19 protein-coding genes and 1 tRNA gene are annotated in these 23119 nt (G+C 64.5%); 5 read left to right on the top strand and 15 right to left on the bottom strand.

All coding sequences use genetic code 11. The features are described from left to right. Positions 1-45: 45 nt before the first annotated feature. The 3 genes from CSQ92_RS02555 to CSQ92_RS02545 all read left to right on the top strand — a co-directional run bounded on the left by CSQ92_RS02555 (position 46) and on the right by CSQ92_RS02545 (position 5735). Positions 46-4101 carry a Pls/PosA family non-ribosomal peptide synthetase gene (locus CSQ92_RS02555; RefSeq protein ID WP_099393138.1) on the top strand — a complete coding sequence of 1352 codons (4056 nt, stop codon included), beginning with the start codon at positions 46-48 and terminating at the stop codon, positions 4099-4101. Between the two features lie 11 nt (positions 4102-4112). After that, a complete protein-coding gene (locus CSQ92_RS02550) occupies positions 4113-4628 on the top strand; it encodes a 4'-phosphopantetheinyl transferase family protein (protein WP_180276916.1) in 516 nt (171 codons plus the stop codon). Between the two features lie 198 nt (positions 4629-4826). Continuing rightward, the gene (locus tag CSQ92_RS02545) at positions 4827-5735 is read left to right on the top strand and encodes a LysR family transcriptional regulator (RefSeq protein WP_034784063.1); all 909 of its coding nucleotides are present in this window, start codon (positions 4827-4829) and stop codon (positions 5733-5735) included. Here the strand turns inward: CSQ92_RS02545 and CSQ92_RS02540 are convergent. Next, on the bottom strand, positions 5732-6409 hold the full coding sequence (locus tag CSQ92_RS02540) for a phosphoribosylanthranilate isomerase (protein ID WP_099393136.1): 678 nt from the start codon (positions 6407-6409) through the stop codon (positions 5732-5734). The two genes, CSQ92_RS02545 and CSQ92_RS02540, sit on opposite strands and share 4 nt — an antisense overlap. A gap of 285 nt (positions 6410-6694) precedes the next feature. On the opposite strand from CSQ92_RS02540, the gene CSQ92_RS02535 reads away from it, so the two are divergent. Further along, positions 6695-7099, top strand: a complete 405-nt coding sequence (locus CSQ92_RS02535; protein WP_099393135.1) for a hypothetical protein — start codon at positions 6695-6697, stop codon at positions 7097-7099. An 89-nt stretch (positions 7100-7188) separates the two neighbouring features. Here the strand turns inward: CSQ92_RS02535 and CSQ92_RS02530 are convergent, their stop codons facing one another. The 7 genes from CSQ92_RS02530 to CSQ92_RS02500 form a co-directional block, all read right to left on the bottom strand. Further along, a complete protein-coding gene (locus CSQ92_RS02530) occupies positions 7189-8223 on the bottom strand; it encodes an RNA methyltransferase (protein ID WP_099393134.1) in 1035 nt (344 codons plus the stop codon). Between the two features lie 67 nt (positions 8224-8290). Beyond that, positions 8291-8632: a zinc ribbon domain-containing protein YjdM gene (locus CSQ92_RS02525; RefSeq protein WP_099393133.1), complete on the bottom strand. Its 342-nt coding sequence runs from the start codon at positions 8630-8632 to the stop codon at positions 8291-8293. 91 nt (positions 8633-8723) lie between these two features. Beyond that, a complete protein-coding gene (gene dmeF / locus CSQ92_RS02520) occupies positions 8724-9689 on the bottom strand; it encodes a CDF family Co(II)/Ni(II) efflux transporter DmeF (RefSeq protein WP_070259236.1) in 966 nt (321 codons plus the stop codon). Between the two features lie 10 nt (positions 9690-9699). Then, entirely contained in the window at positions 9700-9975 is a 276-nt protein-coding gene (locus CSQ92_RS02515; protein WP_034784058.1) for a metal/formaldehyde-sensitive transcriptional repressor, read from the bottom strand. Positions 9976-10098: 123 nt separating this feature from the next. Continuing rightward, positions 10099-10935, bottom strand: a complete 837-nt coding sequence (locus tag CSQ92_RS02510) for a TlpA disulfide reductase family protein (protein ID WP_099393132.1) — start codon at positions 10933-10935, stop codon at positions 10099-10101. 57 nt (positions 10936-10992) lie between these two features. After that, positions 10993-11532, bottom strand: coding sequence for a DUF2325 domain-containing protein (locus CSQ92_RS02505; protein WP_180277017.1), 540 nt, complete (start codon positions 11530-11532; stop codon positions 10993-10995). A gap of 274 nt (positions 11533-11806) precedes the next feature. Then, positions 11807-12424 (bottom strand): hypothetical protein, encoded by a 618-nt coding sequence (locus CSQ92_RS02500; RefSeq protein WP_143450266.1) that lies wholly within the window; start codon positions 12422-12424, stop codon positions 11807-11809. A 247-nt stretch (positions 12425-12671) separates the two neighbouring features. Here CSQ92_RS02500 and CSQ92_RS02495 point away from each other — a divergent pair, with 247 nt between their 5' ends. Next, on the top strand, positions 12672-13502 hold the full coding sequence (locus tag CSQ92_RS02495) for a PoNe immunity protein domain-containing protein (RefSeq protein ID WP_180276915.1): 831 nt from the start codon (positions 12672-12674) through the stop codon (positions 13500-13502). 120 nt (positions 13503-13622) lie between these two features. On the opposite strand, the gene CSQ92_RS02490 is transcribed toward CSQ92_RS02495, so the two are convergent. The 7 genes from CSQ92_RS02490 to CSQ92_RS02460 all read right to left on the bottom strand — a co-directional run bounded on the left by CSQ92_RS02490 (position 13623) and on the right by CSQ92_RS02460 (position 22967). Continuing rightward, positions 13623-14771, bottom strand: a complete 1149-nt coding sequence (locus CSQ92_RS02490) for an FAD-dependent oxidoreductase (protein ID WP_143450264.1) — start codon at positions 14769-14771, stop codon at positions 13623-13625. Further along, on the bottom strand, positions 14771-16957 hold the full coding sequence (locus tag CSQ92_RS02485; RefSeq protein WP_099393128.1) for a LodA/GoxA family CTQ-dependent oxidase: 2187 nt from the start codon (positions 16955-16957) through the stop codon (positions 14771-14773). Before CSQ92_RS02485 ends, CSQ92_RS02490 begins: the two co-directional genes overlap by 1 nt. A gap of 47 nt (positions 16958-17004) precedes the next feature. Next, positions 17005-17364: a hypothetical protein gene (locus CSQ92_RS02480; protein ID WP_034784052.1), complete on the bottom strand. Its 360-nt coding sequence runs from the start codon at positions 17362-17364 to the stop codon at positions 17005-17007. Then, the gene (locus tag CSQ92_RS02475; RefSeq protein WP_161789580.1) at positions 17361-19055 is read right to left on the bottom strand and encodes a tyrosinase family protein; all 1695 of its coding nucleotides are present in this window, start codon (positions 19053-19055) and stop codon (positions 17361-17363) included. The genes CSQ92_RS02480 and CSQ92_RS02475 overlap by 4 nt, the downstream gene beginning before the upstream one ends. Before the next feature lie 76 nt (positions 19056-19131). Then, entirely contained in the window at positions 19132-21177 is a 2046-nt protein-coding gene (locus tag CSQ92_RS02470; RefSeq protein WP_180276914.1) for a multicopper oxidase family protein, read from the bottom strand. Positions 21178-21516: 339 nt separating this feature from the next. Beyond that, positions 21517-21609, bottom strand: a tRNA-Ser gene (locus tag CSQ92_RS02465). A 110-nt stretch (positions 21610-21719) separates the two neighbouring features. Continuing rightward, positions 21720-22967, bottom strand: coding sequence for an aspartate kinase (locus CSQ92_RS02460; RefSeq protein ID WP_034784049.1), 1248 nt, complete (start codon positions 22965-22967; stop codon positions 21720-21722). Positions 22968-23119: the final 152 nt, after the last annotated feature.

Below are 23119 nucleotides of genomic sequence, written 5' to 3'. Positions count from 1 at the left end.
CAGCCCATCAGATTCTTCACTCCGCATTACAGATAAGCGTCATCCATGAACGATTTCACCGCAGTCAGCCCAGGCACTCCTTCCACCCACGCCGACATCCTGTACGGCCCGCCGCGACCGGATCTGCTGCGCGAGGAAGTACTGGCCGACCTGCTGGAAGCGACGGCACGCCGCTGCCCGCAACAGACCGCCCTGATCGACGGCGAACGCCGCATCACGTATGCGGAGCTCGACGCGCAGGCGGGACTGGCCGCGTCGCGCCTGGTGGCGGCCGGCGTCAAGCCGGGCGACATCGTGGGCCTGTGGCTGCCGCGCGGCGCCCATCTGCTGCTGATGCAGGCGGCCATCGCCAAGGCGGGCGCCGCCTGGCTGCCCGTCGATGAAGACACGCCCGTCGAGCGCCTGCAAGTGTGCCTCGATGATGCCAGCGGTGCCGGCGTCGTCAGCTGCCAGCAGTTCGCGCCACGCCTGCTGGACGCCGGCGTCCAGCGTCCCGTGTGGACGGCGGAAAGCCTGCTGGCCCCCGCCGCGCCGGGAGAAGTGCTGCCCGCGCGCGGCGCCGTGCTGCCCGAACACCCGGCCTACGTGATCTACACCTCCGGCTCCACGGGCAAACCGAAGGGCATCCTGATCAATCAACGCAGCATCTGCCACTTCCTGCGCAGCGAAAACGCCGTGCTGGAAGTGACGCAAGACGACACCGTCTACCAGGGCTTTTCCGTCGCCTTCGACATGTCGTTCGAGGAAATCTGGATCGCCTACCTGGTGGGCGCCACCCTGTGGCTGGGCCCCAAGGATATCTCGGGCGACCCGGAAGCCTTGCCGCGCGCGCTGGCCGAAAACAAGGTCACCGTGCTGCACGCCGTGCCGACCTTGCTGGCCCTGTTCGCCGAGGAAGTGCCGAGCCTGCGCCTGATCAACCTGGGCGGCGAGATGTGCCCGGAGTCCCTGGTCGAGCGTTGGTCGCGCCCGGGCCGCGCCATGTTCAACACCTATGGCCCCACGGAGGCGACCGTCTCGTGCAGCCTGGCGCGGTTGCGGCCCGGCGAACCGGTGACCATCGGCACGCCGCTGCCCAACTACGGCTTGCTGGTGCTGCAGGTGGCCGAGCCGGGAGAAAACCGTCCCCTGGCCCTGCTGCCGCGCGGCGAGACAGGGGAGCTGTGCATCATCGGCCCCGGCCTGGCCGAGGGCTACCTGGGCCGGCCCGACCTGACGCTGGAAAAATTCTTGCCCAATCCATGGGCGGCCAGCGAGGATGACGCGCGCCTGTACCGCACGGGCGACCTGGCTCGCATCGATGCGGACGGCCAGGTGCTGTGCCTGGGCCGTGCCGACGACCAGGTGAAAATTCGCGGCTTCCGCGTGGAGCTGGGCGAGATCGAAGCCGTGCTGGCGCAGCAGGCGGGCGTGGGCACGGTGGCCGTGTTGCTGCGCAAGGATGACGGCATCGACCAGCTGGTGGCCTACATCGTCGGCAGCGACGAGGCACCCGAGGACGCCCTGGCGGCAAAGACCCTGCGCGCCGCCCTGAACCTGCATTTGCCGCCCTACATGGTGCCGGGCCGTTTTGAATTGCTGCCGCTGATGCCGCGCCTGACCTCGGGAAAAATCGACAGGAAGGCCTTGAAGGCCATGCCATTGGCCGCGCCGCCCCCAGGCGAGGCGGGCGAATCGGACGTGCCGGAAACGCCGGCCGAAGCGGCCCTGTTCGCGGCGCTGGCCAAGCTGTTTCCCGGCCAGGCGATCTTGCGCCAGCTGGATTTTTTCAGCGACCTCGGTGGCCATTCCTTCCTGGCCGCGCGCCTCGCATCCGCCCTGCGCGCGGATCCGGCCTACGCCCAAATGACGGTGCGCGACATTTACCAGAACCGGCAGATCGGCAAGATCGCCGCCGTCTTGAGCGAGGCGCCCGCGCTGGCCACGCCGGAGGCGGAATGGACGCCGCCGTCCACCCTGAAGCGCTGGATCTGCGGCGCCGCGCAGGCGGCAGCCGTGCCTGGCCTCGTCACCCTGCGCATGGCGCAGTGGATGGCGCCCTTCTTCACCTACCACTTCTTCACGGGCGACACGGGAGATACCGTGCCGGGCGCCATCGCCGCCTCGATCGGCGTGTTCCTGTTGGCGACCCTGGCCGAATTTGCCATTGCGATTGCCGGCAAGTGGCTGATCGCCGGGCGTTTGAAACCGGGCAGCTATCCGCTGTGGGGCGTCACGTATTACCGCTGGTGGCTGGCCGACCGCCTGGTCGAATCGGCGCCCGCCTACCTGCTAAGCGGCTCGTCCCTGAATAGCTGGTGGCTGCGCGCGCTCGGCGCGAAGGTGGGCAAGGAAGTGGTCATCGGTTCGATGACCCTGCGCGCGCCCGACCTGCTAGCCATCGGCGACAACGTCAGCGTGGGCAACGCCGTCAACTTTGAAAACGCCAGGGTCGAGCGGGGCCGCCTGTTGCTGGGCCAGATCCGCATCGGCGACGACGCCTGCATCAGCTCTTACGCAATTTTGGAAGGCAATACCACAGTGGGTGCGTTCGGCCACCTGGAGGGACAATCGGCGCTGGCCGATGGCGCCTCGGTGCCGGCCGGCAGGGTCTGGACTGGCTCGCCCGCGCGCGATATCGGCCCCTACGACCCGGCCAGCCAGCCGCCGCGCCCCTCCGTCTCGCGCCTGCGCCTGACGGGCGAAACCGTGTTCTTCTGCTTCGGCATGGTCTTGATCGCCGTGCTGTTCTTCATGCCCGTCTTCCCCAGCTTCGTGCTGATCGACTGGTTCGACGAGCGTGAAATGATGCCGTGGCTGCAGGGCCGCGACGTGACGACCCAGCTAGCCCGCTACTTCCTGCTGGCCTTCCCCGCCAGCGCCGTGCTGATCGTGCTCACGGCCTTGCTGTCGGCCGCCATCCGCTGGGGTGCGCTGCCCCGCTTGAAGCCGGGCAGCTCGCCCGTGCATAGCAATATCTATTGCGCCAAGTGGCTGGTCAGCCATATCCAGGAATCGAGCCTGAACGTCCTGCACGGCATCTACGCCACCGTGTACGCGCCATACTGGTACCGCCTGCTGGGCGCCAAGGTGGGCAAGGGCGCCGAGATTTCCACGGCGCTGGGCGTGGTGCCCGACATGCTGACCCTGGGCGACGACACCTTCATCGCCGACGCCGTCATGTTGGGCGACGAGCAGATCGACGGCGGCTGGATGACCATGCGCCCCACCGTCATCTCGCACCGCAGCTTCGTCGGCAATGGCAGCTACATCCCGGATGGCACCGTGCTGCCCGAACACGTGCTGATCGGCGTGCACACGCATGCGCCGCGCAATGAGCAGATGCACAGCGGCGACACGTGGCTGGGCTCCCCGCCCATGCATTTGCCCGCGCGCGAGCAGGTCAGCGGCTTTGCCGAGCACCTGACCTTCAAGCCATCGCTGTTGCGCCGCCTGGGCCGCAGCCTGATCGAAGCGTTCCGCATCGTCGCGCCGCACGCGGTGGTGATCGCCGTCGGCTACACCCTGGTGTTGGACGTGATGCCGATCGCGGGTGCGGGACGCTGGGGCGAGGTGGTGGGTGACCTGGCCATCGCCGGCCTGGCCTACGGCATCGGCAATTTTCTGGTGGTCGTGCTGTTCAAGTGGCTGCTACTGGGACGCTACCGCAAGCATGCGGCGCCCATGTGGACGCCGTTCGTGTGGATTTCGGAAGGCGTGACCAACCTGTACGAAGGCATCGCCGTACCCAACTTCATGCGCTACCTGCGCGGCACGCCGTGGCTGCCGCTGGCCTTCCGCCTGTTCGGCTGCAAGATCGGCCGCGGCGTCTACATGGATACGACCGACATCACGGAATTCGACTGCGTGCACATCGGCGATTACAGCGAATTGAACGCGCTGACCTGCCCGCAAACGCATTTGTTCGAAGACCGCGTGATGAAGATCGACCATGTGGAGATCGGCCAGCGCGTCTACATGGGCCCGCGCAGCTCCGTGCTGTACAGCGCCAAGGTGGGCGACAACGCGCGCCTGGGCCCCTTGACCCTGGTGATGAAGGGGGAACACATCCCCGCCGACAGCAACTGGGCCGGCTGCCCGGCGGCGCCGCTGCGCAGCTGATGGATGATAAGGTGCTCTTCTCAAGAGACGGCGTGCTGGTGATCGGCATCGCCGCCTTGCTGCCGCGCGCCGAAGCCCGGTGGCGCATCCGCGCCGCCGTGCGCGAGGCGGCGGCCCGCTGGCTGGATGTCAGTATCGGGGCGATTTCGGTGGCATCGACGCCGGGCACCCCTCCCCGCTTGCTGCTGGCCGGAAGCACGGCCAGCCTGTCGTTCAGCCATGACGAGGGAATCTCGCTGGCCGCCATCGGCCTGCATGGCCCTGTCGGCATCGACGTGATGCGGGTGCAGGAGATTCCCGACTGGTTTGAGCTGGCGCGCGACTATCTGGGGCCGCAGGTGGCTGGTGAACTGAGCGCCTGCCCCACCGATCAGCGCCCGTTGACCCTGGCGCAGGCGTGGACGGCGCGCGAGGCGGCGCTCAAGCGTGCGGGCTTGCCACTGACGGAGTGGAACGGGGTAGCACCGGCTTGCCGCTTGCACGCCTTTGCGTTGCCGGCGCCGCATGTGGCGACCCTGGCATATTAATCTTCCTTCCCTTTGCCAGCTCCGCCGATCTGGACGAAAATCAGTTTTACGATAATACTGACGAGCAATCCCAGCACCCCGATCAATTCCAGCATGGTCTTTCCTTTGCAGTGACAGCAGACCAGCCCACTGTAACGCGAACACCGGGGCCAGGCTAATATCAAATCAGGCAGTCTCCGATCTCGAAAAGGCATACGATTGATTTCCATCAGACAGTTCCGCTATTTTGTCGAAGTCGTCGATGCGGGCAGCTACTCGCGCGCGGCGGAAAAGCTGTACATCGCGCAGTCGGCCCTGAGCCGGCAAATCAAGGAGCTGGAAGGTGAAGTACAGGCCCTGCTGCTCACGCGCGACGCGCGCCATATCGAACTGACGCCCGCGGGACAGGTCTTTTATGAGCGGGCCAAGCGCATCCTCGAAGACATCGACGAAACCGTGCGCCAGACGCGCCACGTGGGACAAGGGGCGCAAGGCATCGTCCGCCTGCTGCATTCGAGCTCCGTCACCCTCACGCCCGCCATCGGCGCGGTGCTGAACCGCCTGCTGGCGCAATTTCCCGGCGTTTCGCTCGATGTATCAAAAGGGTCGTCGGAAAACCAGGCCGCCGACATCGAGGAAGGCCGCGCCGACCTGGGCCTGGTGCGCCTGCCCACCCTGCGCAAGCATGCCAACATCGTCGTGCGCGAGCTGTTTACAGAAAAGCTGGTGGTGGCCGTGTCAGCGACGTCGCCCCTGGCCGCGCTGGAGCGCACGACCATCGCGGCATTGCGCGACGAAGCCTTCGTCTCGATCCCGCACAAGGACCGCGGAGGCCTGAGCTACCTGGTGGCGGGCCTGTGCCTGGCGCAGGGCTTTTTCCCCAAGGCGGCGCGCGCCCTGTCGCGCAAGACATCGCAGCTGAACCTGATCGAAGCCAATATGGGCATCGCCATCGTCCCTGACAGCATGCGCCTGGTGGCGCCGCCCGGCGTGCGTTTTATTGCGCTACCGGACGAGGAATCGCATTCCGTCGTCGGCCTGATCTCGCCGCGCGCCGCCAGCGGCATGGTGGCCGCGTTTACAGAGGCGTTCGTGCGCGAGATGAATGCGCTGGCAGCGGCGGATTAACCCTCCGCATACAGCGCCGCATCCGCGTCGCGCACGGCCGACATCAGCAAGGCCAGTTTCATGACATCGAGCTTGCCGTCCGTGCGTACGCGCGAGCACAGGTCGATGCCGTAGGGGCGTACCTGGCGCAGCGCGTCGGCTACGTTGGTGGCGTCCAGCCCGCCGGCCAGGAAGACGGGACGGGGGCTGGCGCGCACGAAGCGCGCACTGACGGACCAGTCATGCGTGCGGCCCGTGCCGCCCAGTTCCGGGACCTGCGCGCCGGGGCGGCCCGAATCGAGCAAAAACGCATGCACATGGGGCGCATAGGCGGGGATCAGCGCCAAAGCCTGCGGCCCCTCCACGTGGATCACCTGCACGCGCCGCACGTGCGGCAGCAAGCGCGCCAGCTGCGCCACTTCGCCGGGGTCGATATGGCCGACGATCTGCACGGTGGACGGCTGCGTGGCGCGCACGTGTTCGGCGATGGCTTGCGCCGTCGTCTCGGACGTCAGCAGGAACGTGGCCACGGGCGGCGGCGTCCAGGCGGCGATCTGCGCGATGCGCGCGTCGGGAATCGGGCCGGGGCCGGATGGCATGGCCGCCACCAGGCCCAGCGCGTCGGCACCGGCGGCAATGGCCAGTTGCGCTTCGTCGATGGAAGCGATGCAGCAGATCTTGATGCGGGTTCTCATGGCCTTGCGTGTTCAGTCCGGATGATCAACATTACAACACAGGGCGGCACACGCGCCAAGACACGCGGTCAAGGCCGCGCACGATTGTGTGCCGAATGGGGCGCACCCACCTCGTCTCGACGGAAGGCCACGCCATGCCGCCGCAACACCACCACCAGCGCAGCAGCGGGCAGGGGCCGCTCCTCTGACGCCTGATCGTCAGCCCGCGCTGATTGACATGCGCCAGGCGGCGGACGATACTTGCTTTATCCGGAATCGCCATTGGAACGTCACTGGAACACCAGCATGCGTATCGTCGACTTTGAAGTCCGCAAGGAGTGCCCGCCGCAGTTGTGCGATTGCGAACGCGAGCGCCTGCTCGACGATGCGCAGGCGGACCTTGCCATCCTGCGCCTGAACCTGACGGAAGAAAAGCGCCTGCTGGCGCATATCGAGCAGATCGACAGCTATACGCAGCTAAAGAAACTGCAAGAGCGCTTGAAGAGCAACCTGGGCGTGGACTTGCAGATTGCGCCGGGCAGCGGCGAAGTGCGCACCGTGCGCGGCTTCCAGATCCGCCTGCTGGAGCGGCCCGGCCTGTGCCGCAAGACGCGCGCCGCCATCCCGGCCGCCGTGCGCCGCTGCCTGGCCGCACATCCCGAGATCGCGTTTGCGATATTGAATGAAAACGATTTGCTGGATGGGGTGTGAGCCGAGTAGGTCGGATTAGCGGGCACCGCGTAATCCGACACCATTGTTGGCGTATGTGCGAATGTCGGATTACGCTCCGCTAATCCGACCTACGCCGTCACGCTGGCGCGGATGGGAATGACCTTGCCCTTCGCTTCACGCGCCCTTAACTGTCCGCAGCCGCCCTCCACGTCCTGTCCTGCAGAATCGCGCAATTTGGTCAGCACGCCGCGCGCGTGCAGGCCGGCGGCAATGGCGCGCGCTTTTTCCCAGCTGGGGCGCTTGAACGGCAAGTCGTCGATGGTGTTATACGGGATCATGTTCAGCACCGCATATTTCCCCTGCAAGAGCGCGACGATGCCATCCATCTCGTCCTGGCCATCGTTGACCCCTTCCATCAGGGTCCACTGGTACTGCACCGGATAGCCGGTCAGGCGCGCATACGACTCGCCGAAGTCCACCAGTTCCTGCGGGGTGAGCCTGGGCGCGCGCGGCAGCAACTGTTCGCGCAGCTCCGGCTTGCTGGTGTGCAGAGACAGGGCCAGCGCCGGCTTGACGCGCCCTTGCGGCAGGCGCTCGAAGGCGCGCGGGTCGCCCACGGTGGAAAACACGAGGTTCTTGTGGCCGATATTGCCCTCGGTGCCCAGCAGCTCGATCGCTTCCATCACATTGTTCAGGTTATGCGCCGGCTCGCCCATGCCCATGAAGACGACTTTTTTCACGGGGCGCAGGGTGCGCGCCAGCACCACCTGCGCGACAATTTCTCCGCTGCTCACTTGCCGGATCAAACCATCGCGGCCCGTCATGCAGAACTGGCAGCCGACGGCGCAACCGACCTGGCTGGACACGCACAAGCCATCGCGCGGCAGCAGCACGCTTTCCACCGTCTGGCCATCGTGCAGTCCCACCAGCAGGCGCGCCGAACCGTCGGCGCCCGGATGGGTGCTGAGCAATTTCAGCATGCCCTGCAGCTCGAGATCGAGCGCAGGCAAGGCCTCGCGCACGGGCAGCGGCAAAAAATCCTCGGCGCGGCGCCGGCCCTGGTCGTGCGGCTGGCCCTGTATCCAGTCGCGCAGCACGCGCTGTTCATGCAGGGGTTTGGCGCCCAGGGCGCGCAGGCGCTGGCGGAGATGGTCGATTTGCATGGCGTCTGAAATAAAAAACGGCGCGCCGGCAGGAATGCGAGGCGCGCCGCGGATGGCAAGGAGGAGCTTAGACTTTTTTCACGAACTCGGTTTTCAGGCTCATGGAACCGAAGCCGTCGATCTTGCAGTCGATATCGTGGTCGCTGTCGACCAGGCGGATGTTCTTGACCTTGGTGCCCATCTTGACGACACCGCCGCCGCCCTTCAGTTTCAAGTCCTTGATGACGCTGACCGTGTCGCCGTCCTGCAGGATATTGCCGGCCGCATCGCGGTACACGCGAGCGCCCTCTTCCGCCGCTTCGCCAGCCGTGGCCGACCATTCATGCGCGCATTCAGGGCAGATCAACTGGCCGCCATCTTCGTACGTGAATTCGGACTTGCATTGCGGGCATGGTGGTAATGTGCTCATTTTATTCTCTGTCTGGTGAACAGCGCGTGCTGTAAAAGCCGACAGTATAGTGCCTACGCCCCGCATCAGCGCGCTTTTTTCGCCATCATTGTCAAGGACGGCGAATAATCTCGATGGTGCTGTGGACAATTTCCTCGTGGATGCCGATGCGCGCGCGCAGCTCGGCGCCTGTCAGCGCGGGATCGCGGCTGACGACGGACAAGGCGCACGAATACAGCTGCTTGCCCACCCGCCACACATGCAGGTCGACGATGCGCGGCGTGTCGCCGGCGCTTTCCACTTCCACCGCCTCGCGGATTTCATCCACCACCGGATGGTCCATTTCGCGGTCCAGCAAGACCTTGCCCGTCTCCTGCATCAGTTTTTTCGCCCACAGCGCCACCAGCACGGCGCCCGCGATGCCCATCACGGGATCGAGCCAGCGCCAGCCGTAAGCCCACGCGCCGCCCAGCGCAAGGATGGCCAGCACGGACGTGGCGGCATCGGCCAGCACGTGGATGTAGGCGGCCTTCATGTTCAGGTCTTCGCCATGGTGGTGACCGTGATGGTCATGCTCGTCGTGGCCGTGACCATGGTGATGGTCATGGTCATGGTGCCCGCCGAGGATCAGCGCGCACACGAGGTTGACCACCAGGCCGAAAGCCGCCACGGCCATCGCCTGCGGATAGTGGATGGGCTGCGGCGAGAACAGGCGTTCGACGGAAGCGGCCACCATCAGCACGGCCACGCCCAGCAGCAGGATGGCGCTGGTGTAGCCGGCCAGCACCTCGATCTTCCACGTGCCGAAGGCAAAGCGCGGGTCGCGCGCATAGCGGCGCGCGGCCGCATACGCAAATGCGGCCAGGCCGATGGCCAGCGCGTGGGAACTCATATGCCAGCCATCGGCCAGCAGGGCCATGGAGTTGTACCACCAGCCGGCGAGGATTTCCAGCGCCATGGTGGCCAGGGTGATCCACATGACGATGCGCGCGCGGCGTTCGGCCCTGCCATTGCTGCTGTCAAAAACGTGTTCGTGCTGCCAGGCGGAGAGGTCTTCGCCGAGGGATTGCGCTTTCATGGCATTCTCCTTATTTGAGGTAGGTGCGCAGGATGCCCGCGATGTCGTCGGCGCCCCTGGCCCGTTCGTCGCCGGAGATGTCGGGACTGGCCACATGCTCACGCAAGTGCTCTTCGATCACTTCGGCCATCAGGCCGTTCACGGCGCCGCGCACGGCGGCGATCAGCTGCAGCACTTCGCCGCAGTCGCGCCCCTCTTCCAGGCCCCGCTCCAGGCCCTCCACCTGGCCGCGGATGCGCTTGACGCGATTAAGCAACTTGGTCTTGTTGTGCGCCGTGTGTCCCATGATTTCACCTCGATAAATACTATAGGGGGGTATACTATCAGAAACCACTACGGCCACGGCCAGGCGCAAAAAAGCCGCGCATCGCGCGAACGATGGCGGCTCCGTCAACAAGGCGTGTCCGCGTCAGGGCGCGGGGGCGATCTTCTGCAGCTTGCTGGCCAGCGAGGCATCGGATAATTCGCCCAGGTGCGTATCGACCAGTCGCCCCTGCGCATCATAAAACAGGGTGGTGGGCAGGGCCGAGGAGCCGGCCGCCTTGCCCAGCGCCGCCTCGCTGTCGAGCACCACATTGCGCAGGGTTACGCCGCTCCTATCCAGGAAAGCGCTGGCCGCCGCCGCATCCTCGCGCTGGTTCGCATACACGAAGACGATATCGGCGCGCGCCTGCTGCGCGGCAGCCAGCACGGGCATCTCGCGCCGGCATGGCGGACACCAGCTGGCCCACAGGTTGACCACCATGGGCTTGCCGCCGGCCAGCGCCGCCAGGGTCACCGGCGCGCCACCGATAGCCCGCAGCGCCACGGCCGGCAAGGCTACCGGCTTGTCGTAGGCCAGCGAGAGCCCTGCACTCAGCACGCCCCAGGCCAGCGCGCCGGACGCGACGCTGATGGCCAGGGGACGGCGCATGGCCGCCATGGCGGGACGCCGGCAGCGCCACGCGGCGATGGCCAGGGCAGCCGCGATGCCGGCCGGCGCCATGAAACCGCCATCGCGGATATTGATGATGGACCAGGGCGCCGCCGAGGGGGAGCTGAAATACTGCTCATGCCAGCGCAAGACGAATGCCAGCCGCGCCGCCAGCAAGCCTGCAATCAGCATGTCGGAAACGAGGGGACCGGCATCCGGCAACTGGCGATAGCGCCGCAGCCAGCCCGCCACGCCGTAGGCGACGCACAGGAAAACGATCAGCAGGACGAGGCCCGTGGGCAGGGCCAGGGGACCGATTTGCAGGGACAGCATGGGCGCTTTCAGGAACGTCGGGGGAGGCCATTGTGGCCCATGCGGATTAAGCGGGCGTTAAGAAGCGGCCAGCGCTTCCTTGCGCACGAAATGCATGGCTTGCGGCTGGTCGACCAGCACGCACTGCTTGCCCGTGCGCTTGCAGTGGTCATGCACGCGCCAGTAGGCGTCGTGGCTGACGCAGCCCGTCTGGCAAATCACCAGGTCGGCCGCCACCAGGCCCGCTTCCAGCGCCGCCGCATCGTCGGCGCCATCGTCGCCGCCCGCGTGATGCAGGAAGCGCCCGCCGGCCTGCTCGATGGCTAGTTGCGCCGCGTTGGCGCCACCCGCATCCTTGCCCGGCTCCAGACTTGAATAGTGGCCCACATATAGCACGGCCTTTTCGCGCACGTCGGCCTGCAAGGCGGGCGACGGCACCCACTGCAGGCGCAGCAATTCGCGCATCAGGTCCTGCACGCGCTCACTGAGCCACTCGACCTTGCGCGCCAGCCTGGCGCGCGTCGGCAAGCCAGGCACGCTGGCCGCCAGGTCCGCCAGTTCGTCGCGCGCCAGCGCCAGCTTCGTATCGCGGATCACCACCTGCGCCCGCGCGCGCATCAATTCCGATTCCAGCTGCGCGATGCGCGCTGCCTGCGCGGCCAGCTGCGCACTGCAGCGGGCCTGCGCCCTCCCATACTCGCCCATCAGCACGCGATGCTCATGCGCGATCAAATCCTCATTGCCGTACATACTGCCCATCATGCCCTCCCTCACCATGCATGGCGCCATGGCGCCGGCCCATCGCCACCCCATTGAGCCGCATTATAAATGAGAATCATTATTATTTGTCTATGCGCGTGCGCGCAGTAGGGGTATCGGGTGGCCGCCAGCGTCACGCAGCTGGTGGACAAGACAGCAGGCGCTGCCATACGTCGTCCTGCACCTGCCGCACCTGCCGCAGGCCGTCAGGGCCACGATAGATTCCCAGCGTGTTCGGCCACGCCATATCGATGAACAACAAGCGTGCCGGATCGATCAGCAGGGACTGCCCCACGTAGTTGCCCTTGATCTCGCCCTTGTTGACGGTCAGCAGGCGCGCGCCGCCTGCAAGCGTCCGCTCGTCCAGCGCCACGCCGCTGCGCTCGGCCACATCGCGCAGCCAGCGTTCGCGCCAGCGCGCCTGCTCCTCGAACTGCCCCTCTGGAGGCCGGTCCAGCTTGACGACAGCCGCCACGGGACCGTCAATGCCCGCCTGCAGCGAAAAACCCATGCGTTGCTGCAGTTCGACCGTGTACGACTCGCCCCTGACGTCGATCTGGTAACGCCCCGTCCCGTTCTGCACCAGCAGGTCAGCCTGATGGTAGGAAGGTTTGACGCAATTGGCGTACTGATAGACGAGCACGTCAAGAAACGGCGGTGCGGCCGGCGTGGATGCCGCCATGGCGGGCGACAGGGTGGAACACAGGGCCGCGGCGGCCGCGCATTGCATCGCGCATTTCATCATACTCATGCTTGCTCCGGTTCATGTGGAAGACGATGGCAGCCGACAAATATCCAGGGCGCGCCATCTTGTCGCTCATAGTAGCTATTTTGTATATTTCTTTCTGGTACACGATTCAATTGAATCACGCTTGTTCGATCACTTTTTCTAAGGTGTAATCTTGCAAACAAATCATTGAGCTACCGTACCGTCACCATACCATTTGTATCCGGATGCGCTCCAGATGCGGATGCCCGGCCTGGAACAAGGAACAAGAATGCAAACGCTGGACGAACAGGATTTTCTGGCCAGGCGCAGGGAACCGCGGCTGTCATATGCCATCTATCTTGAAAGCAAGGAAAGCCAGGACGAGGGCTACGACATGGTGGAAGCCGGCTTGCAACAACCGGAAGAAGTGCTGCGAAATATTCCACCAGAAAACTTCATGACGGCTACGCGCCAGCGGGCCTGGGATGGGATCGACCAGCTCGCCCTCGCCTACAGCGCCGGCCACCCGCTCGACGAGTTGCGCGCGTCGTATCCCACGATACTCGGCTACTGGCTGGCCTTTGCCCGGTATGACATGATATTTGACGCTCAGGCCAGCGAGGCCGAACAGGGATTTCCCCACTTCGCCCTGCCCGGCGACGCGTATGAACAAGTCAACCGCATGGTCTGCCTCGGCATTCTGCTTGGCTGGGGCAGTTTGCTGCCCAAGCTGGCGCCGGTCATCGATTTCAACAACCATGAAAAGGATGGCTTGCTGGAACGGCTGCTGGCCTGCTTCGTCGCCGGCAGGGATAGCGCCTGGCCCGCATGCACGCGCCACCGGCCCTACATCAACACACTCAAGATATTCGCGGCAGAAAAAGATGCGCGTCCCGCGCTGATGCAGGAGTACCTGCGGCAATGGTATGACGCCAGCCGCCGCGAGCCCTATTACGACAGCCACCGGCGCGATACGTCGTTCTGGGGCTACTGGTCGTGGGAAGCGGCCGCCATCACCTGCGTGCTCGGTATCGACGACAAGCACTATCGGGACGCGCCCTTCTATCCGGCCGACCTGGCGGCATTCTGCCGGATACAGGGAATCGGCGCCAAAGCATGACAGCCATCGCCGCCGTCACCCATCCCTTTCCAGGCATGTATGCCATCGTCGATCCTGTCACTGGCGAAACCTGTCTGGAAACGTTTTCCACTGCAGCGGCCCGCGCGCCATGACGGTTGTTCAGGCCGCCACCTGCGCGCCGGCATGCAAGCGGCGCCAGAACGGCGCAGCGGGCCAACGCTGCTCCCAGCCGTAATACTGCTGGCGCTGCGCCAGGTACTGCGCATGGCGCTGCGCTACCGTGTGCGCCACCGCGCCCAGGGTGGCGTGGCCGGCGATGGCGCCAGCGGCCGCCATGCCGTTGGCCAGCGCCTTGACGATGCCTTGCGAGGTGACAGGATCGTAGGCCGAAGCGGCGTCGCCGATGGCCAGCCAGCCGTCGCCATGCAGTTGGTCGAGGCAGTAGGACGGCGCGGGAAAACTCTGCACGCCGCCTGCCAGCGGCACCGCGCCGCGGGCCAGCGCGGCCGTGTTGGGCGCGGCCGCCAGCCATGCCAGCCAGTGTCCGGCAAGCTGCAGGCGCCGCGCCTTGACGGTGGCCGCATCGCTGTAGAACGCCAGCAGCAAGGTGGCGTCGGGCAGGTGGGCGGCATACCACCAGCCATGTTCGACGGCTTCCAGGTGCGTCAAGCCGGAACGGGGACCATCGGGCGCCGCGAAGCGCATGGCCAGGCAGACCAGCGGCAGCGTTTCCACCTTGCGGCTGCCGCGCTGACGCGCGAAGACGGCGCGCGTGCCGCTGGCGTCGACCACCAGATCGGCATGGATGGTAGCCGGGCGCGGGTGCGCCGGATCGCCCAGCATCAATTCCAGGGCAAAGCCGCCGCCTTGCGCCGGGGCCGACGCGGCCAGGCTGGCGCGCAGCAGCACTTCCGCCCCGCGCAGGTGCGCCTGGCGCGCCAGGAAGCCATTGAAGCGGGAGCGCTCCAAGTGCCAGCCGTGGCCCAGCGGATGCAGCAGCGCGTCGTTGTAGCCGCGCTTGTCGCTGCCCCACCAGGAACAGCTGCCATGGCAAGGCGCATGCGCTTCGGCGAAAAATTCCTGCGCAATACCCAGCGCCTGAAACAGGCGGTTGGCCTCGGGCGGAATGCTCTCGCCGATGCGAAATTGCGCGTAGTCGCCCGCCTCGATCACGAGCACGTCGTGCACGCCATGCTGCGCCAGCGCCAGCGCGCAGGCGCAGCCGGCCGGGCCGCCGCCGATGATGGCGACCCGGTAGTGCTGCCGCGATGGCGCTACCGCGCCGGGAGTGTCTGCAAACGCCGCCATCAGGGCTTCGGTTTCGGCTGCGGCTTCGGCCGGTACACCTTGTCGATGGCCGTGTTGCGCCAATACTCGACCAGGTTGCTTTCATCGCTGTCAAACAGGCTCTCGACTTCCAGGTAGTAATCCTTGCAAATGGCCTTCTCGCCCGCCTTGCGCGCAATCGCCGTGCTTTGCACGACCACGCCGATGCGGTGCCAGTTCAGCAGGAACTGCGCGCGGTCCTGGTAACGGCCCACATGCATGGCGGGCCGGTCGATTTCCGCATTCTCCGGGGTGGTCGACGGCACCCCATCGGCCCGCGTGCCCTTGCCGCGCACGGAGTAGCGCGGCGTCGCCAATTCGTCGCCGTTGGCGACGACGTCGTCGTACGTGTACACGGCCACGGGCCGCTGCGCCGGCCAGGAGGAATACAGCAAGGTATTGTAGCCATTGCCCTTGATCGCCGTGGCCGCATCGATCGCCTGCTGGTTATTGCGCACCGTGCCGCCGGGATTCGGATCCGGCAGATGCGTGGCGCACGAGTTGTAATCGGTATGCCACGGCAAGGCCATGAACTTCGACACGTCGCCGGGCTGCACATCGCCGCCGCGCAGCGGCATATAGCCGGCGCCGAGGAAAGGCTGGTCCCTGACGGCGGCCGGGTAATCGAGATGCTGTGCATTGATGCGGAACGGGCCACCGCCATCATGGCGCCGCCACGCCTGCCGGTACAGGCCGGGGTCGCGCACGATAAAACCCATCTCGATGCCGGGGCTGTAGCGGCCGCCCAGGCAGTTGAACAGGACGGTACGGTCGAGCGCTTCGCCCGCGCCCAGCAGGAAATCGCCGCTGTCGGCCACATACTGGCCATGCGCCCATTGATCCATGAAAAAATACTGGGCACGGGTCAGGGTCAGCAGGCTGCTGCCCGCATCGCCCAGCGACAGCGGCATTTGCGGCTTCAGCGACGGCGCGCCCGTCTGGTCGGGATGGCGGATGAAATTCATGATCGGGTAGGTCAGGCCTGCCGCCTTCATCTTGCCCAGCAAGTCGTGCTCCTTGATCGCCCTGGGCGGCAAGCTGGTCGTCCAGCGCTGCAGCGAGGCCGCGCGCAGGATGGGCTGGACATCGGTGCTGAAGTTGCTCCGGTAGCCCGTCTGGTAGCTGCCATCCGCATACACGGCGGGCCGCAGCGCCATTTTTTCCAGCCAGGTGCAATACAGGTCGTCCCACAGCGACACGACGTTCGCCGTTTGCGGCGCATACGACGGGTCGCTCGATATCACCCAGGCGCTGCCCTCGACGCTGCGCGCCGTGCCGTCGGCGAAGAGCAGCATGGCCGTGACGGGGCCATCGGCCACGTCATCGAACCAGTTGTCGTTGTTGACATTGTCGTGCAGGACGGCGGCGGCCGAGTAATTGCCTTGCGCGTCGAAGCCGCATGCCTTGCCATAGCCGCCCAGCACCAGCAATCGGCCATTCTTTTCCGTCGTGATGGCGCCCAGCGACGCGATGATGGCGCCAGGACCCTGCGCCGGCGCGCCAGGCTGCCCGCCGCGCGGGAACGACACGGGGTAGTCGGGCAGGCTGCGCACGGCGCCGCTGGCCGCCTCCGCGCACGACGGCGGCGTGGCGGCGTCGAACTGCTGCACCGACTGGCGCGAAGCTTGCACGCTGCGCGGTCCGGGGTCGATGACCAGCAGCTTCAGCCGCAGCGGGTCGGCCGGCGTGCCGAAATGCGGCGAGCCCGGCTCGCCAAAGGCCGGATTGCGCAGGGCTGGTGCGCCATTGTTTTGGAAGGGCGCCACGCCGTCCCCGCCCTCCCAGCTATTGGCTTTCTTGTTGGCCAGGTGCACGGTCCAGACGATGTCCTTGACGATCTTGCCGTCGACCATGCTGCCGATGGCCACTTCGGCCGCCGCGCCCCGCCGGCCCAGCGGATAGGCTTCCACGCCGTCCGCCGCGTCGAACGCATACTGGTAAATGCGGAAGCGGGCCGCCTGCCGCTTGAGCTTTCCGCTGGCGTCGCGCAATTCGGTGCTGGCGATTGCCGTGTCTTCCGTGCCGGGCCGGATCGGCAAGCCTCCCGTGCCATCCTGGCCATCGAGCGGCATGCCGGCCTGGCTTTCCGGGCCCAGATAGTATTCTTCGCTGTTGCCGACGCGGGCAATGCCGATGGCCGGGTGAATTCTCAAACCTGTGTATGCCATGCTGAACTCCTGATCATCAAGGGTGTCTGTGCCGGTTGGCCAACGCATCACGGCTGCATGCCGTCCCTGACCCACTGGTCGAAGATATCGATGCCTTCCTGCGGCATCGGGCCGTCGGGCGGCATCGGGTGCGGTGCGGACTTGACATACTCGCCTTCCCGCCCTCCCGGCGCGCGCAGGCGGTGGCCTGCCTCCACCAGCCATTTTTCCTTGCGGCTGTCATAGTCGTAACCGTGGATGGCCACCTGGATCTGCCACGCAAACGCCTTCACGCTCGCATAGTCGTTCAGATACAGCCGCTGCACGCCCGTCGAATCCGGGTTCGACAGCTTGACCTTGTTCATGTCGGCCACATAGCGGGAAAACAGGCCCTGCACATCGCGCTTGAAGCTGGTTTGTTCGCTCATGGCTTGCTCTCCTCATACGTGGGTTCGGCAGGTTTGCGCCGGTCGACAAGCTGGATCACGGGCGTGGAAAAATCGCCTTGCCGTATCAGGCCGCGGCCCTTGTCATTGGTGGTGATGGCCGCCGTGATGCGCCAGGCCTGCCTGCGCTTTTTGGGAACCAGGCTGTCGACGATGCCGGTGATATCCGTTTCAATGACATACTTGTCATGCTGGTGATGGCCGGACAAGGCCCAGTGGCTGGTGCTGGTCACCAGGTAGCGGTCGCGGAACGACTTGTCGCCGATGCGCGCGGCCACGTTGGCCGGATACAGGTAGATATCGGCCTGAAAACTGTAGTCTTCGTCCGCATGGGCGCGGTCCAGCACCATGTTGGCCCGCTTGTCGCTGGCGACCCGCCGCGCCGGGATCTTGTAGGCCCCCGTGACGGTCAGGTCTGGCCTGGCAACCGCGCCATCGGCCGCATCGTCGCTGAGCAAGGCGGCGAACAGGCTTTTCTGGTTGTCTCCAAACACGAAACCCGCCTGCTGGTGCCGGTCGATCAGGGCCTGGATATCCTTCTTGCGGGCAAACTCGCCGCCATAGCGCGGCTGGAAGCCATAGCCCTGCCGGATCGTGTCGAAGTACAGGTTCGCCTGGCCCATGTTGGCCGTGTAGTCGCCCGAATCACCGCGCTGGGCATCGCCGCTGCCTGCGCTCCAGCCGACGGGCCGGGGCAGGCTGGCGTCCTGCTCGCTGCGCATGAACGCCGTGCGCCCGCTGCCGCGTATGCCGGCATCGCCATGCTCGTCAAGCCACTTCTCGAAACTGTAGTCGAGGAAGTTATGGAAGGCATAAAACAGCGGATCGAGGCCGGCCGTGACGTTATCGCCCATGTTGCCGCCCATATAAGTGGCGTGCATGTGATTATGGATTTTTGTTTCCAGGTTGCCGCCGCCCAGGCTGCCGTATTCGTCGCCGCCGAAATCGGCCCAATCCATGTAGTAGATCTGGTAGGCCAGCAAGTTGGGCGAAGCCGTGGCCAGCGAGCTGTCGAGCCCCTCCCTCTTGCGCGTGGCGTCGTACAGCGGCGAATCGACGTCCTCGAAGGCTTTCGGGTAGCGCACGCCGGAAGGCTTGCGGGTGAAGTTCCAGTACGGCAGCGCGACATTGCGCGTGCTGGGTCCCCGCTCGCCGTTCGGGTCGGCCGCCTGCAAGGCTTGCTCATAGAAATACAGTTGCGCCCGGTGCCATTGCAGGAAGGTGTTTTTCTGGTGTTCGCACTCGCCGGGGAATTCCTCGTGGGCATTGTCCTCGGTCGCCACCTTGTCGAGAAAATAGGCAATGTCGCAGCTGTTGCGCGTGGGATCGCCCAGCAACTGCTTCAGCCTGTCGCCTGGCAAGGCCGCCTGGCGGTCATTGAAGACGTCGACGGAAGTGCAGTTATGCACCCACGCCTGCCACAGGAAGCCGCGCCGGTCGTACACGTTTTCCTGGCTCTTGCGTTTCATTTCGCTCACCGCATGCTTGAAGGCATCAAGCTCGGCCGGGGTCAGTTCATCGATATTCTTGCGGTAGCGCACGACGCGCGCGCCACCCGGCTCCGCCTGGGCCAGCAGTTCCGGGCGGCAAGATACAGCCGCCTGCGCTTGCGCCCCGGTGCAGACGCCTGCGCAGAGCAGGCCGGCCAGGAGGGGAAGGAGTGAAGTTTTCATGCGTAACATGGGCAGTTGCTCCAGAAGCAGGTTGGGAGGGGCGGAAGCGCGCCGGGCGCGCTCCCGTCAGGAACGGTCAGTGTCCGTGCCCGCCCATGTCGCCGCCGCCCTTGCCATCCGGCAGAACCACCTTGACGTTCTGCATCATGCCCTGGTCTTCATGCTCGAGGATGTGGCAATGCAGCACGTACTCGCCGATGTAGCGCTGGTAACGCGTGGCGATCTCGATCTTGTGATTGGGGATCACCAGCAAGGTGTCTTTCCACGTACCGAGCAGATCCTTGTATTGCGCATCGATCGCGCCGCCGTCGGTACGGGTGATGCCGATGATCTGGAAGGGGTTGACGTGGATATGGAAGGGGTGGCTGCCATTCTTCGACGCCAGCTCCCAGATCTGCTCGGTGCCCAGCACCAGCGTGTGGTCGACGCGGTGCGGATCATAGACATTCTTCAGCTCGGGTACCGGCGAGTCTTCCGGCTTGCCTTCCACCATGAAGCGGGTCTTGCCGTCCAACTTGGCAATATTGAAGGTCGCATACTCCTTCTTCTTGCCGCGCATCGCGTCCTTTGCTTCTGCGCTGAAGCCCGCATGCGGGACGAACTTGGCAAGCTTGAGACCATTCTCCAGATCGCCGAGGATGGTGCCCTTGACGCTATCGGGCAACTGCGCAACGGGCAGGCGCTTGACGGCATTGCGCAACTCGGCCAGCAGGAAATCGCGCGGCGACTCGCCCGCCCTGGCGCGCGCGGCAGCCTTGGCGCTGGTCTTGGCCGTGATCACGCTGATCAGGCGCGTGTTGTTGACGTCATGCATCGTCGTCATGTTATTGAGGTTGGTTTCCGCATACACGCAATATGCGCCGGCCTTCGGCAGCGAAAACAGGATGTCGCTGCGGTAGCCCGGCTGCAGGTAATTGAGGGTCTTGGGAATGATCCTGTCGTGCGTCAGGCCGTCGCTGGCCACTTCGAATTGCGTGACATCCTCGCCATCGCACAATTCCATCATGTCCTTGTCCTGGTTGGCCACGCCGAGCGCCTGCAACAGCTTTTGCGGATCGTTGGCACGCCGGATGCGCAGCACCACGGAAGCCTGGAAGCCCGTATCGATCAGGCGCCAGCGGTACAGGCGCTGCGTGTCCATCTTCATCACCGGCTGCACCTTGCCGTTGACGGAGGTATAGCGGCCCGACATCAGCCAGGCATCGGGATCCTTGACCTGCTTGAAATCCTCGAGCATGCCCACCGCCTCCTTGTCGCACGGCTTCAGCGGCGTCAGGCTGTTGCTGGGGCAGTCATAGGGAATTTGCTGCAGCAGCATAACTTCGCCAGCGCTGCCGCTGCCATCGTCGGGCTGGAATTGCTTCAGCACGACGTCGAGGTCGCCATTTGCCTTGTCGGTCGGATAGCGGTCGCCTTCGACCACCAGCGCACCGGCCATGCCGCTGGCGACCTGCATCGCCGTCGCGCCATGCTGGTGCGGGTGATACCAGAACGTGCCGGCCGGATGGTCGATGGGAATATTGTATTCATACTCGAAATCCACCTCAGGCTTGATCGATATCAGCACATTGTCGCTATTGCCCGAAGGCGAGACCCACAGGCCATGCGAGTGCAGATTGGTGTCGTTGAAGCAGCCAGGCGGACGCGGCGCATTGATATCGTCCGTCGCGCACTGCTCGGCCGGCAGCGCCGGCAACTGGTTGTACAACCTGAAGCGCACGGTTTGCCCCGGCGCCATCACGACGGTGGGCGCCATGAAGGTGGCCGCATTCTCGTCGCGTCCATCGAGCGCCAGGCCGCTCGTCTGCTGGTAGGAGCGCAGGCGCACCTTGTCATGCTTGGCCGTGGTCGGGTTATAGATGCTGCCGTTGGCGTAGCGGATGTACAGGTCGTACGCTTTCTCGTACTCATCGCGCTTGCTTGCCGCGCGGTTGGCGGGCCTGGCGCGGGCCTTCAGTTTCGGCGGCTCCTGCAGCAGGCGCAGCTCGAGTTTGGGCACGGACTTCAGGTTCAGGTCGAGATTCATATTCACCGTGGTTTCCGCGGCGAGGGCGGCACCGCAGGCGAACGGCATGGCGGCCAGGCACAGCGACAGACAGCTGCGGGGAAGGCGATTGGACATGACAACTCCTTGATTGGACTCGGCAATGGAAGCATGGCTGGGCATGCGTATTTTTTATTAGCAACATTGCTATTATCCATAATGACAAAGAGTCAATACTCACACTAAGTCACTTGTTGTTTTTATTGCTGAGGTAACTGGGGCCGACGGGGGAGCTGGCTGCTGAAGCCTGAGATGGGGGGACGGCGTTGGCCGCTGCGCGGCCAACGTGCCGCGCGGAGCGCGGTGGTTGGGCGATTCGGAGAGGGCTGGGCCGGCACGGCCCAGCCCTTCGAATCCCACCGTTCCGTCCAGACAAATAAAAAAGCCTCCCGCAGGGGAGGCTTTTTTATTTGATTCTGGCGGAGACGGTGGGATTCGAACCCACGATACAGGTATAAGCCGTATGCATCCTTAGCAGGGATGTGCCTTCGGCCACTCGGCCACGTCTCCTAGCTGATTACTCAACTATGTCTCTGTAGCTAACTGCGCTGCAGCGACGAACGTCATAATATCGATTGCCCCCCCTTTGGTCAAGGGCGTGGGGCAATATTTTTGGATATTTAAGCTTTTTCCAGCTCGAACGCTTTATGCAGCGCACGCACGGCCAGTTCCATGTACTTTTCATCGATCAGCACGGAGATCTTGATCTCGGAAGTGGAGATCATCATGATGTTGATGCCCTCTTCCGACAGGGTACGGAACATTTGCGATGCGACGCCAACATGGCTGCGCATGCCCACGCCGACGACGGACAGTTTCGACACTTTCGCGTCGCCCGTGATGCTGGCCGCGCCCAGCGATTCGCGGTTCGCTTCCAGCACGGCCAGCGCGCGCGCGTATTCGCCGCGCGAGACGGTGAAGGTGAAGTCCGTTTTACCGTCGACCGACTGATTCTGTATGATCATGTCGACTTCGATGTTCGCGTCCGCCACCGGTCCCAGGATGTGGTACGCCACGCCTGGGCGGTCGGGCACGCCGAGCACGGTGATTTTGGCTTCATCGCGGTTGAAGGCGATGCCGGAGATGACTGCTTGTTCCATGTTTGTATCTTCCTCAAACGAAATCAGGGTGCCTGAATTGGCTTCTATTTCCAGCGGCAACATCGGGTCGGTCAGCGACGACAGCACGCGCGTGGGAACGCGGTAGTTGCCGGCAAATTCCACCGAACGCGTTTGCAGCACTTTGGAACCCAGCGAAGCCAGTTCCAGCATTTCTTCAAAGGTGATGGTCTTCAGGCGGCGCGCCTCGGAGACCACGCGCGGGTCGGTCGTATAGACGCCGTCGACGTCCGTGAAGATCAGGCATTCGGCCGCCTTCATGGCGGCGGCGATCGCCACGGCCGAGGTGTCGGAACCGCCGCGGCCCAGGGTCGCGATGTTGTCGTGTTCGTCGACGCCCTGGAAACCGGTAATGATGACAATCTTGCCCGCATCGAGGTCGCGTTTGACTTTTTCGTCATCGATCGACTGGATGCGTGCCTTGGTAAAGGCGGAATCGGTCTTGATCGCGACTTGCCAGCCAGCATAGGATACGGCTTGTTTGCCGATCGCCAGCAGTGCCATCGACAATAGGCCGACGGACACTTGTTCGCCTGTCGAGGCGATCATGTCAAGTTCACGGGGATCGGGTTGATCCATGATTTCCTTGGCCAGTCCAATCAGGCGGTTGGTTTCGCCCGACATGGCGGATGGCACCACCACGATTTGATGCCCAGCGTCGTGCCACTTGGCAACGCGCTTGGCGACATTCTTGATACGGTCAGTCGAGCCCATCGACGTACCGCCATATTTGTGGACGATTAAAGCCATAAGAGTGAAGTTTCCGCTCAAGAAGAATAAAAAAGGAGGGCTTTACTCTACATGCCGCAATGCAAAATAACAAGCTAAAAAGCGCATTAGCTCATACCGATTGCGCATATGGAAATAACCAATCCATGCAGTCCAACTGGCTTGAACAGCCG

Origin of the sequence: Janthinobacterium sp. BJB446 (genome assembly GCF_002735655.1) — a bacterium.
GTDB classification, from domain to species: Bacteria; Pseudomonadota; Gammaproteobacteria; order Burkholderiales; family Burkholderiaceae_D; genus Janthinobacterium; species Janthinobacterium lividum.
Note: the sequence above shows the minus strand (reverse complement) of the source record. Positions and strands in the feature narration are given on the sequence as shown.